The 11,964-nt window shown below is 58.0% G+C and carries 13 protein-coding genes; 9 read left to right on the forward strand and 4 right to left on the reverse strand.

What is annotated here, in order from left to right:
- The first annotated feature begins 190 nt into the window (after positions 1-190).
- Together hpf and ptsN are read left to right on the forward strand one after the other, a co-directional pair.
- Positions 191-766 carry a ribosome hibernation-promoting factor, HPF/YfiA family gene (gene hpf, locus CFBP5473_RS14295; protein ID WP_027674471.1) on the forward strand — a complete coding sequence of 192 codons (576 nt, stop codon included), beginning with the start codon at positions 191-193 and terminating at the stop codon, positions 764-766.
- A 73-nt stretch (positions 767-839) separates the two neighbouring features.
- On the forward strand, positions 840-1,301 hold the full coding sequence (ptsN, locus tag CFBP5473_RS14300; RefSeq protein ID WP_027674472.1) for a PTS IIA-like nitrogen regulatory protein PtsN: 462 nt from the start codon (positions 840-842) through the stop codon (positions 1,299-1,301).
- A gap of 87 nt (positions 1,302-1,388) precedes the next feature.
- Here ptsN and grpE read toward each other — a convergent pair whose 3' ends face one another.
- Positions 1,389-2,024: a nucleotide exchange factor GrpE gene (grpE, locus tag CFBP5473_RS14305; RefSeq protein WP_027674473.1), complete on the reverse strand. Its 636-nt coding sequence runs from the start codon at positions 2,022-2,024 to the stop codon at positions 1,389-1,391.
- A 123-nt stretch (positions 2,025-2,147) separates the two neighbouring features.
- A complete protein-coding gene (hrcA, locus tag CFBP5473_RS14310; RefSeq protein ID WP_027674474.1) occupies positions 2,148-3,239 on the reverse strand; it encodes a heat-inducible transcriptional repressor HrcA in 1,092 nt (363 codons plus the stop codon).
- Between the two features lie 162 nt (positions 3,240-3,401).
- Between hrcA and rph the strand changes: the two genes are divergently transcribed.
- The 4 genes from rph to CFBP5473_RS14330 are packed head-to-tail and all read left to right on the forward strand — an operon-like array spanning position 3,402 to position 6,518.
- The gene (gene rph, locus CFBP5473_RS14315; RefSeq protein ID WP_027674475.1) at positions 3,402-4,118 is read left to right on the forward strand and encodes a ribonuclease PH; all 717 of its coding nucleotides are present in this window, start codon (positions 3,402-3,404) and stop codon (positions 4,116-4,118) included.
- 10 nt (positions 4,119-4,128) lie between these two features.
- On the forward strand, positions 4,129-4,773 hold the full coding sequence (gene rdgB, locus CFBP5473_RS14320) for an RdgB/HAM1 family non-canonical purine NTP pyrophosphatase (RefSeq protein WP_027674476.1): 645 nt from the start codon (positions 4,129-4,131) through the stop codon (positions 4,771-4,773).
- Between the two features lie 8 nt (positions 4,774-4,781).
- A complete protein-coding gene (gene hemW, locus CFBP5473_RS14325; RefSeq protein ID WP_027674477.1) occupies positions 4,782-5,996 on the forward strand; it encodes a radical SAM family heme chaperone HemW in 1,215 nt (404 codons plus the stop codon).
- A gap of 39 nt (positions 5,997-6,035) precedes the next feature.
- Positions 6,036-6,518 carry a GNAT family N-acetyltransferase gene (locus CFBP5473_RS14330; RefSeq protein ID WP_051441204.1) on the forward strand — a complete coding sequence of 161 codons (483 nt, stop codon included), beginning with the start codon at positions 6,036-6,038 and terminating at the stop codon, positions 6,516-6,518.
- Here the strand turns inward: CFBP5473_RS14330 and ubiB are convergent.
- Positions 6,511-8,085, reverse strand: a complete 1,575-nt coding sequence (gene ubiB / locus CFBP5473_RS14335; RefSeq protein ID WP_027674479.1) for a 2-polyprenylphenol 6-hydroxylase — start codon at positions 8,083-8,085, stop codon at positions 6,511-6,513. The two genes, CFBP5473_RS14330 and ubiB, sit on opposite strands and share 8 nt — an antisense overlap.
- 36 nt (positions 8,086-8,121) lie before the next feature.
- Complete coding sequence (gene ubiE / locus CFBP5473_RS14340; RefSeq protein ID WP_027674480.1) at positions 8,122-8,898, reverse strand: bifunctional demethylmenaquinone methyltransferase/2-methoxy-6-polyprenyl-1,4-benzoquinol methylase UbiE; 777 nt, start codon at positions 8,896-8,898, stop codon at positions 8,122-8,124.
- 149 nt (positions 8,899-9,047) lie between these two features.
- Here ubiE and mutM point away from each other — a divergent pair, with 149 nt between their 5' ends.
- The 3 genes from mutM (at position 9,048) to rpsT (ending at position 11,188) form a co-directional block, all read left to right on the forward strand.
- Complete coding sequence (gene mutM, locus CFBP5473_RS14345; protein WP_027674481.1) at positions 9,048-9,941, forward strand: bifunctional DNA-formamidopyrimidine glycosylase/DNA-(apurinic or apyrimidinic site) lyase; 894 nt, start codon at positions 9,048-9,050, stop codon at positions 9,939-9,941.
- A gap of 15 nt (positions 9,942-9,956) precedes the next feature.
- Positions 9,957-10,730, forward strand: a complete 774-nt coding sequence (locus tag CFBP5473_RS14350; RefSeq protein WP_027674482.1) for an enoyl-CoA hydratase — start codon at positions 9,957-9,959, stop codon at positions 10,728-10,730.
- A 191-nt stretch (positions 10,731-10,921) separates the two neighbouring features.
- The gene (gene rpsT, locus CFBP5473_RS14355) at positions 10,922-11,188 is read left to right on the forward strand and encodes a 30S ribosomal protein S20 (RefSeq protein WP_027674483.1); all 267 of its coding nucleotides are present in this window, start codon (positions 10,922-10,924) and stop codon (positions 11,186-11,188) included.
- Positions 11,189-11,964: the final 776 nt, after the last annotated feature.

Here is an 11,964-nt window from a genome sequence, read left to right on the forward strand (position 1 = left end):
AATTGACTCTTAATGCCGACGGGGCTAGAAGCTCGCCGCACAGACGGCAGGGGGCCTGACGGCGAAATTGTGTTCATGGCGTGAAGGCGTAAAGCCGCAAAGGGACCGATAAGAGGTCGCGAAACGCTTGGATGCGCGCTCAGCTTGACGTAAGCTGGTATACGCAAATCACTGAAAAAGGAAAATTTCCATGAGTGTGCGTGTATCTGGTAAACATATGGATGTGGGCGAGTCTTTCCGTCAGAAGATCGAGGACAATATCAGCCTGGCTGTTACCAAATACTTCGATGGAGGGTATTCTGGCCAAGTGACTGTGGCGAAGTCCGGTCCGCGCTATGCCGCCGATTGCAAGATTCATCTCGACACCGGGATCGTTTTGCATGCTGCCGGTCAGGCAAACGATCCACAGGCAAGTTTCGATGCCGCTGCGGAGCGTATCGAAAAGCGTCTGCGTCGCTACAAGCGCAAGCTGAAGGATCACCATAACGGCGCTTCCGCCAATGGTGCCGAAGAAGAATTTGCCTATACGGTGATGGATGCCATCCCGGATGAGGATGAAGAAGTGCCAGAAGATTTCGCCCCGACCATCGTGGCGGAAACTTCCAAGCAGGTAAGAACGATGACGGTCGCAAGCGCAGTCATGGCTCTCGATATGACGGATGAGCCCGTACTGGTGTTTCGCAGCCCTTCGAAGGAACTGAACATCGTCTACCGTCGCAACGATGGAAACATCGGCTGGATCGACGCGGCGACGATCAAGAACTGAAACGTCTGAAAAGACCCGGAGAGTGCCCTCGAGGCACCCTCCGGTTCGTCTCGATGGCATGAAGGAAAAGAGAATGGCATTGGCAGATTTGCTGCAACAGGATGCGATTATTCCCGCCCTCAAAGTCAATTCCAAGAAGCAGCTTCTCCAGGAACTGGCAGCAAAGGCGTCCCGCATTACAGGGGTGCCTGAACGGGAAGTTTTCGACGTCATCTTGCAGCGCGAACGGCTCGGCTCCACCGGCGTCGGCCACGGCATTGCCATTCCTCACGGAAAGCTGAGCAGCATTTCCACTATCACAGGCGTTTTTGCGCGCCTGGAAACCCCTGTCGATTTCGAAGCGCTGGACGACCAGCCGGTCGATCTGGTGTTTCTTCTGCTTGCACCGGAAGGCGCTGGCGCAGATCATCTCAAGGCGCTTTCGCGCATTGCCCGCGTGCTGCGTGACCCCGAATTGGTCGCCAAGCTTCGTGCGACCGATTCCGATACGGCAATCTACACGTTCCTCAATCAGGAACAGGCGAACGCCGCTTAAAGCGTTTTACGTACCATTCAAACAAAAGGCCCGGAAATCGATTTCCGGGCCTTTTGCTTATTGGGAGATAACGAGACACCCGATTAATCAGGCATCCTTTTCGTTGAGGCTGCTGGTGCCCGGTTCGGCACCTGCGGGCGCTTCCGCCTTGGGGCCACCCTTGGCAACGCCGACCATGGCGGGCCGCAGAACGCGGTCACCGATGGTGAAGCCTGCCTGCACGACCTGGACGACCGTGTTGTTCGGAACGGCGGTGTTCGGAATTTCGAACATGGCCTGATGGAAATTCGGGTCGAACTTCTGGCCTTCCGCATCGATCTTGCGAACACCGTGACGTTCCAGTGCCGAGAGCATGGAACGCTCGGTCATGTCCACGCCTTCGATCAGGCCCTTGACGTTGGCTTCAGCGGTGGCCTTGACCTCTTCCGGGATGGTTTCCAGCGCGCGGCGAAGGTTGTCGGATACGGCCAGCATGTCGCGGGCGAAGCCTGCAACGGAATAGGCCTTGGCATCCTTCACATCACGCTCCGTGCGGCGGCGAAGATTGTCCATTTCGGCAGCGAGGCGCAGAAACTTGTCGCGAAGATCGGCATTTTCCGCCTTCAGCACATCCACAGGATCGGGTTCTGCCTGCTCAGGCACCGCATTTTCCGCCGTCGCAGCTTCGACTGCCTCATCGGCAACGCCCGCGTCAGGTCCGGTTTTGTTGGTGTCATCAGTCATGACTGTCTCCAGATTACATGTATTATTGCTTGGCAATTAGGGTTGCGCCCGATATCGAGCTTTGCCGAGCAAAAATCAAGGCTTGCAGGCAAAAGCAGCGATTTTTCGGTTGCAGGCGAAGACTTATCGGCGCTGGCCGGAGAGCCGCGCCATGATCTGCGCAGTATAATCCACCATGGGAACGATGCGCGAATAGTTGAGCCGCGTCGGCCCGATGACGCCGACGGCGCCGACGACGCGATTCTCATCGTCCTTATATGGCGCCACGATCAGCGATGAACCGGACAGGGAAAACAGCTTGTTTTCCGAACCGATGAAGATTCTGACTCCAGAGCCCGTTTCGGCCAGATTGAGAATTTCGATCAGGTTTTCCTTGCGCTCCAGATCGTCGAAGAGCAGCCGAACGCGGTCTATATCCTCTTCGCCAGCAAGCCCTTCGAGCAGGTTGGAACGGCCCCGCACGATCAGGCGGCCGAGCTTGCCTTCTTCATTATCACCGGACCAGACCGCCAGACCCCGCTCCACCAGATCCTGTGCCAGCGTGCTGAGCGCCGTGTGCAATTCATTCTTCTGCCGCGAAATCTGGTTGCGCAGTTCCGGTAGCGTCTGACCCGCCAGATGCGCATTGATGAAATTCGCTGCTTCCGTCAACTGCGACGAGGTGATGCCCGCAGGCAATTCAATGATGCGGTTTTCGACCTGATTGTGGTCCCCCACCAGAATGGCGAGCCCTTTTGTGGGCTCCAGACGAATGAATTCCACATGCTTTAAAACCGCGTCGTTCTTGGCTGTCAGCACCAGCCCTGCCCCGCGCGACATGCCCGAAAGCATGCTGCTTGCCTCGTTCAGCAGGCCTTCCAGAGATTGTTCGCGGCCCGATATGGGTCCGATATGCCGGTCGATATTGGCGCGTTCGGATTCCGGTAGCTCGCCCACCTGCATGAAGGCATCCACGAAGAAACGCAGGCCCGTCTGCGTCGGCAGGCGCCCGGCGCTGACATGTGGCGAATAGATGAGCCCCAGCTCTTCCAGATCGCTCATCACGTTGCGCACGGAGGCGGGAGAGAGGGACATGGGCAGCAGGCGTGAAAGGCTGCGCGAACCGAGCGGCTCGCCCGTTTCCAGATACCCTTCCACGATGCGCCGGAATATCTCGCGCGAGCGATCATCCAGTAATGCGCCTGGCTCTCTGCCAATGGGGGGAGTGATGCCCATGCCGCCCGTTCTTCCTGAAGCTGTTTTTACTTTGTCGAATATAGACATTCGCCCGACCAAGTAAAAACGGAAATTCGCCTTGGCATCGGCTCGTTCCGCTTTTCCTTTGCAAAACCATCATCGGGACCTTAGAAGGCAGGAACAAACACGGAGACGAACGAGATGCGGCCTTCAGGCAGAAAAACCGACCAGATGCGCAAGGTTTCCTTCGAGCGCAATTTTTCCAAACATGCCGAAGGCTCCTGTCTGGTGAAGTTCGGCGATACGCATGTGCTGGTTACCGCAAGCCTTGAAGACAAGACGCCGCCATGGCTGCGCAATAGCGGCAAGGGCTGGATCACCGCCGAATACGGCATGCTGCCGCGCTCCACCCATGAGCGGATGAAGCGCGAGGCATCGTCCGGCAAGCAGGGCGGCAGAACGCAGGAAATCCAGCGTCTCATCGGACGGTCGCTGCGCGCTGTGGTCGACCTTCAGGCGCTCGGCGAGCGCCAGATCAGCATTGACTGCGATGTCATCCAGGCGGATGGCGGCACCCGCACCGCTTCCATCACCGGCGCGTGGATTGCCCTTCACGACTGCCTGAAGTGGATGGAAAGCCGCAACATGCTGAAGGTGGAGAAGGTTCTGAAAGACCATACCGCCGCCATCTCCTGCGGCATCTTCGCCAACCAGCCGGTGATCGATCTCGATTATCTGGAAGATTCTTCCGCCGAGACGGATGCGAATTTCGTCATGACCGGCTCCGGCGGTATCGTTGAAATTCAGGGGACTGCCGAAGGCAAGCCCTTCTCGGAAGAAGAATTCCTGACGCTGCTCGGCCTTGCCAAGGCGGGCTGCTCGGAACTTGTCGAGATGCAGAAGCAGGCGATTGCCTGAGGATAAAACCATGCGCAAGCTCGATACCAGAACCATCGTCGTGGCCAGCCACAACAAGGGCAAGATCGCCGAGATTGCCGATCTGATCGGCCCTTTCGGCTTCTCCGCCAAATCTGCTGCGGAGTTGAACTTCGAAGAGCCGGATGAAACCGGCACGACCTTCGAGGAAAATGCGGCGATCAAGGCGCTGGCTTCGGCCAAGGCGTCCGGCCTGCCTGCGCTTTCCGACGACAGCGGTCTGGTTATCGATGCGCTGGACGGCGCACCCGGCGTCTACACCGCCAATTGGGCGGAGACGGCAGATGGCACCCGTGATTTCGACATGGCGATGAGGAAGGTCGAAGATGCGCTTCAGGAGCGCGGCGCGACCGATCCGAAAGATCGCACCTGCCGTTTCGTCAGTGTCCTCTGCCTCGCATGGCCGGATGGTCATACGGAATTCTTCCGTGGCGAGATCGAAGGCACAGTGGCATGGCCGCCGCGTGGGGCCAGCGGCTTCGGTTACGATCCCGTGTTCCAGCCGGAAGGCTATGAGACGACCTTCGGTGAGATGACGGCGCAGGAAAAGCATGGCTGGAAGCCGGGCGATGCGGACGCGCTTTCGCACCGCGCACGCGCTTTCAAGACATTTGTCGAAACCTGCCTGGAAGCATGAGTATCATGATGACCGGGAGCGGCCTACCTTCTGCGCCCGGCGCACACTCGTCTGCACATTCAGGCCTGTTGCCGGATACGGGCGATCCGGGTTTTGGCATTTATGTGCATTGGCCCTTTTGCGCGGCCAAATGCCCCTATTGCGATTTCAACAGCCACGTCCGCCATCAACCGGTGGATCAGGAACGTTTCGTCGCGGCCTTTCTGCGCGAGATGGAAACGATGCGGTCTTTAAGCGGCGCGAAAGTCGTGACCAGCATCTTCATGGGTGGCGGCACGCCATCCTTGATGGACCCGAAAACCGTGGGCGCTATTCTGGACGGCATTTCCCGTTTCTGGCGCGTGCCGGATGGTATCGAGATCACCATGGAGGCGAACCCCTCCAGCGTCGAGGCGGAACGCTTCCGCGGCTACAGGGCAGCCGGTGTCAATCGCGTTTCCATGGGCGTACAGGCGCTGAACGACCGCGACCTGAAATTCCTGGGCCGCCTTCATGATGTTGCCGATGCATTGAAGGCCATCAGACTGGCGCGCGAAATCTTCCCGCGCATGTCCTTCGATCTGATTTATGCGCGCCCGAACCAGACGGTCGAGGAGTGGGAAAAAGAGCTTGAAGAAGCTATTTCCTATGCTGTCGATCATCTGTCCCTCTATCAGCTGACCATCGAGGAAGGCACGGCTTTCTTTGGGCTTCACAAGGCGGGCAAGCTGATCGTGCCCGATGGCGAACAATCCGCCGTGCTCTATGAAGCCACGCAGGAAATCACCGCGCGCCATGGCATGCCCGCATATGAAGTTTCCAACCATGCCCGCCCGGGTGCCGAGAGCCGCCATAACCTGACCTACTGGCGTTATGGTGACTATGCTGGCATCGGCCCCGGCGCTCATGGCCGCCTGACCAAGGGCGGCGCGAAGCTCGCGACCGCGACCGAGCGCCATCCCGAAACATGGCTACAGGCCGTTGAGCGAGACGGGCATGGCATGGTGGATCAGGAACTGCTGGGGCTCGACGAACAGGCAGACGAGTTGCTGTTGATGGGCCTGCGGCTTCGCGAAGGCGTGGACCTCGCCCGCTGGAGCGATTTCTCCGGCCGTGATCTCGATCCGGATCGGGAAGCCTTTTTACTGGAACACGGCTTTGTCGAGCGCCTGGGAAATTCCCGCCTGCGCTGCACGCCATCAGGCATGCTGATCCTCGACTCGGTGGTCGCCGATCTCGCATAGTCGGCGACGTCGGATCGGTCCGTTTTCGGAAACAAGACGATGAACGATATTCGCATTGCGCCGCTGGCACTTCACCCTGAGCATGTCAGCACAATTGTTGCCATGCTGCATGCGGAATGGGGTTCTCTAACAAACTGGAGCGATCCAGCCCGGCTGAAAGATGTGATCGAAAGCCGTTTGCACACGGACACTGCACCGCTCGCACTCGTTGCCGTTGAAGGCGACAAATTGCTGGGCACCGCCAGCATCAAGCGTCATGAACTGCCTCACCACCCCGATAAGGAATTCTGGATCGGCGACGTGATCGTCGCTTCCGACCAGCGCGGGCGCGGCATCGGCAGGTTGCTGGTGACGGCTATTATCGATCAAGCCTCGAAGATCGGCATTACCGAGCTTCACCTCTACACGCCGGATCAGGAAGGCTATTACGAGAACCTCGGATGGCAGACGGTTGGGCGCGATCCCGCAAATGGCGAGGATAACGTCATCATGCGTTACGTCCTTGATCGGAACGTCAACTAATTCTCACGGCTATATAGACAAGCGTGATCGCGATCACCCAGAGCGCCAGACGGCCCCAGCGGGTGTGGCGCGCTTCGGATTTGCCGATGGCTTCCGCCGTGCGTTCATCGAAGCGCAGGCCGTTTTCGCTCATATACATCAGTTCCGAATGCAGCTTTTCCGTTTTCGCAGCGATTTCCGGGGCGGCTTCGGCGAGCTTGATGGCGGCCTTCACGCCGTCCTTCAGGTCGGTGACGATGCGCTTGGGTCCAAGATTATCGCGAATCCAGCCGCTGACGACAGGGTCTGCCGCTTTCCACATGTTGAAGCGCGGGTTGAGAATGCGTGACACGCCTTCCACCACGACCATGGTCTTTTGCAGCATCACCAGTTCAGGCCGCGTTTCCATGTCGAACAGCTCGGTCACTTCGAAAAGAAGCGTGAGCAGCTTGCCCATGGAAATAGTTTCCGCAGGCTGACCGTGGATCGGCTCGCCGATGGCGCGGATCGCCTGGGCAAAGCTTGCCATATCGTGATGGGACGGTACGTAACCGGCCTCGAAGTGCACTTCCGCCACGCGCATGTAATCGCGGGTGATAAAGCCATAGAGGATTTCCGCTAGGAACCGGCGTTCCTTTTTGCCGAGACGACCGGCGATGCCCATATCGACCGCCACGATCATGCCCTTCGGATCAACGAAAAGGTTACCCGGATGCATGTCCGCATGGAAGAAACCGTCGCGCAGCGTATGGCGCAGGAAGGACTGGATCAGCGTATCGGCAAGCGTATTCAGATCGTGCCCGGCAGCTTTGAGCGCCTCCGTATCCGACATCTTGATGCCGTCGATCCATTCCATGGTAACGACATCGCGGCCCGTGCGTTCCCAATCCACTTCCGGCACGCGAAAGCCCGGATCGTCCTTGGTATTTTCGGCCAGTTCGGAGAGGGCCGCGGCCTCGAGGCGCAGGTCCATCTCGATCTTGGTCGTCTGCTCCAGCGTCTTGGTAACCTCGACAGGTCTCAGACGGCGCGCAGAGCGGACGAAACGCTGCTGGAGATCGGCGACCAGATACATGGCTTCCAGATCATCCTGAAAGCGCTGACGCACTCCGGGACGGATAACCTTGACGGCCATCTTTTTCGGGCCGGATGGTGTTTCCACGACAGCCGGGTGGACCTGTGCTATCGAAGCCGCAGCAATGGGATCACCGAACTCGCGGTACAGTTCCGTAACCGGGCGTCCGAGCGAGCCTTCGATATTGGCCTTGGCCGCTGCCGGGGAGAAGAAATCCATGCGGTCCTGAAGGCCCGCCAAGTCATCGGCAAATTCGGCGCCCACCACATCCGGGCGGGTGGCGAGAAACTGGCCCATCTTCACGTAGGATGGCCCGAGACGTCCGACCGCCTTGGAAAGACGGTCGCTTCTGCCCGTACTCAGCGCCTTGTTGCGGGCCAAAGGCTTCAGCAGGGCCTTGACGAATTTAGCGGAGGCCGGAAGACCCTCGGCGGGCAGCGCCAGAACCACGCCCTCGCGAACGAGAACCCAGCCAACCTTCGCAAGCCGGAAATATGCGCCAAGAGTGCTCATGCGGATGCCCTGCTATTCGCCGAAAATGCCATCGATTTACAGCTTCCAGCCGGAATGCAGGGCAGCGATGCCGCCGGTATAATTGGTGTAGGATACACGCGAGAAACCCGCCGTGCGGATCATGGCGGCAAAATCATCCTGGCCGGGGAATTTGCGGATCGATTCCACCAGATACTGATAGGGCTCGGCATCACCCGTAATCATCTTGCCGAACTGCGGAATGGCATTGAAGGACCAGGCGTCATAGACTTTGTCCAGAAGCGGCATTTCCACCTCGGAAAATTCCAGCACCAGAAGACGACCGCCACGTTTCAGCACGCGGTAAGCTTCCGAAAGCGCAACATCGATGCGCGGCACGTTACGGATGCCGAAAGCGACCGTATAGGCATCGAAGCTGTTCGCTTCGAAAGGCAGTTCCTCGGCATTGGCCTCCACGAAGGTCAGATTTTCCGTCAGCTGCTTCTTGGCAGCGCGCTCTTCGCCCACCGAAAGCATGGAGCCGTTGATATCCAGCACCGTCGCATGGGCCAGCCGGTTGGATGCTTCCACGATGCGAAACGCGATATCGCCTGTGCCGCCCGCTACATCCAGCACCTTGTAAGATGGATCCTTGCGCGGAGAGAGCGCCGAGATCATCGCATCCTTCCACAGACGGTGCATACCGGCCGACATGACGTCGTTCATGATGTCGTACCGCTTGGCGACCTTGTGGAAGACCTCATTGACCATGCCCTGCTTCTGGCCCTCATTGACCTGGCGGAAGCCATAGGAGGTTTCCATGCCGCCATCGGCTGTGGTGCGGGCATCGGTCATGATCGGTCTCCATTCTTAAATTGCGCTGCGGACCATAGCGGAAACGGCTCTGCAACGCTATCTGTTGCAGCGGATATAGCCTGCGACATGTATGTGCGCCGTCTATAGACCACAAGGTCGTTGCAATAAACAGATGCCGAGAGAACTCCATGCCAGAATTGCCCGAAGTGGAAACCGTTCGACGCGGGCTTGCGCCCACGATGGAAGGCGCGCGCATCGAAAAGCTGGAACTTGCCCGTCCGGACCTGCGCTTCCCTTTTCCCGAGGGTTTCTCAGAGATGGTCGAGGGCCACGAGATCGTTTCACTTGGACGACGGGCGAAATATCTGCTGATCGAGCTCGATAACGGCCTGACCATCGTCTCCCACCTCGGCATGTCCGGTTCGTTTCGTATAGAAAGCGCCATGGCGGCGGCTGAGACACCCGGCGAGTTTCATCACCCGCGTTCCAAGGATGGAAAGCATGACCATGTCATCTTCCATCTATCGCGCGGGGGCATTCACAGCCGCATCATCTATAATGACCCGCGCCGCTTCGGCTTCATGCATCTCGTGCGCCGCGCGGATATCGATCTCTATCCAGCCTTCGCCGAACTCGGCCCGGAGCCGACCGGCAATACGCTGAGCGCGGATTATCTGGCGGGCCGCTTCGATGGCAAGAGCCAGCCCCTGAAGAGTACCCTTCTCGACCAGAAGGTGATTGCAGGGCTTGGCAATATCTACGTCTGCGAAGCGCTCTGGCGCTCGCATCTCTCGCCGCTGAGGGCCGCGGGAACGCTGGTGACCAAAACCGGAAGGCCCAAGGCAGCGCTGACCGAGCTGACACAGAAGATTCGCGATGTGATTGCCGACGCCATTGCAGCAGGTGGCTCATCGCTGCGCGATCACATCCAGACAGACGGATCGCTTGGTTATTTCCAGCACTCATTTTCCGTCTATGATCGGGAAGGCCATGCTTGCCCTTCGCCCGACTGCGGCGGTACGGTCGAGCGCATCACGCAGAGCGGGCGCTCCACCTTCTATTGTGCGGCCTGCCAGAAATAGGGAGAGGACCAGTCCATGGATTACGAGACGCTCATAGTCGAAAAGCGCGATGCGGTCGGCGTCATCACGCTGAACCGCCCGAAGGCGCTCAACGCGCTGAACTCCACGCTGCTGAAAGAGCTGCGCCATATTCTCGCATCCTTCGCGGCAGACGATTCCATCGGGGCCATCGTCATTACTGGCTCGGAGAAAGCCTTTGCCGCAGGCGCCGATATAAAGGAAATGAGCACGCTCGATTTCGTCGATGCCTATCTCGGCGACTTCCTAGGGGGATGGGACGACGTTGCCGCCAGTCGCAAGCCGGTGATTGCCGCCGTTTCCGGCTTTGCCCTTGGCGGGGGCTGCGAGCTTGCCATGATGTGCGACTTCATCATCGCCTCGGATACGGCAAAGTTCGGCCAGCCCGAAATCACCCTCGGCGTCATTCCCGGCATGGGCGGCTCGCAGAGACTGACCCGCGCCGTCGGCAAGGCAAAGGCGATGGACCTGATATTGACCGGGCGCAAGATGGATGCGGCGGAGGCAGAGCGTGCGGGGCTCGTCTCGCGCATCGTGCCTGTCGAGCGGCTGATGGACGAGGCTATAGAGGCGGCTGACGTCATTGCCTCCCTCTCGCGCGCATCGGTGCTGATGGCGAAGGAAAGTGTCAACCGATCCTTCGAGGTATCGCTTGCCGAGGGCCTCAGGTTCGAACGGCGCCAGTTCCAGTCGCTTTTTGCGACCGAGGATCAGAAGGAAGGCATGGCGGCATTTATAGAGAAGAGAAAGCCCGTGTTCCAAAACCGCTAAGGATTCGGAATCTCGGTGTTTTTACCGAATACGCGTTGACGGGCAGCGGCTTTAGGGTTATATGCCCGCCCACGGTTAGGGAAAGTCATCCGGCTCGTCCCAATTACTCCCGCATTCTTTGGAACCTGAGGTCTTCGAACGACCCGATCCTGTGGTTGCGGATTTTGGTTTGAATTCGAAGAGAGGCATACATGGCCAATACAACTTCGGCGAAAAAGGCGACTCGCAAGATCGCTCGCCGTACCGCAGTCAACAAGGCTCGCCGTTCGCGCGTCCGCGGTTTCATTCGCAAGGTCGAAGAGGCCATCGCATCCGGTGATCTCGCAGTAGCGACCGAAGCCCTCAAGGCAGCTCAGCCTGAGATCCAGCGCGCAGCCACCAAGGGTGTGATGCACGGCAACACGGCAGACCGTAAGGTTTCCCGTCTGGCACAGCGCGTTAGAGCGCTTTCGGCCTAATCCGGCTAATACAATTTCGTGATTAAAAAGCCTGGTCTAACGACCGGGCTTTTTGTCGTTCTAACGCCTTGTTAAGAATTCGTCACGTAGCATGACATTTGTGCTTCATAAGCATGACGGAAAAACACATTTAAAATCAATAGCTTGCAGGAGGTCTTTCAAAGACTGCCTGCCTTCCGCCACGGAAGGGTGGCCTGGTTTCGAGTCAAGCGATTTTTTATTTTTTCGCCAAAAACGGCCTCGAAAATACCGTGAAATTGAATCTCATTGATTCATAAGAGATTCTCCAAACGGGCTAGGCTGCGATGCAAAACGCCCCTGACGAGTCAATGGCCGATCTTCTGATTTGCAGAAAAAACGCCATTGATCTCCGCATTCGATCCTGCCTAAATGCATCTCGACAAGGGGCGCGGATTTCTATCCACAAGCTATCTCGATGCTAAGTTCGAAGGCGTAAGCTCCTTGCGGACGGGTTCTTCTCGATCCCGTTTTTTCAGGTAACTGGGCGTGTTTGGCTGCAACCTTGCCGGTTGTGGAAGCGTGATCCTGTCGCCTGAGAAACGCAAGTGTTTAGGTTGTGGCGTGAGAGTATATGTTGAAGTGTAGCATGCCTCTTTATGATGAAGAGGTCAGTGGGATTACCGGCTCGCGGTAGAAGCGAAAGCTTCTGGATGGTTTTTCGAGGGACCATCCAAAAGGGGACAATAACGAGGGGTATCTCTGGCGAAGCTTTTTGTTTCGTCAGGCTATGATTGGCAATTTGAAAGGCGGCAGTA

It is taken from the genome of Agrobacterium larrymoorei (genome assembly GCF_005145045.1).
Classification (GTDB): Bacteria; Pseudomonadota; Alphaproteobacteria; order Rhizobiales; family Rhizobiaceae; genus Agrobacterium; species Agrobacterium larrymoorei.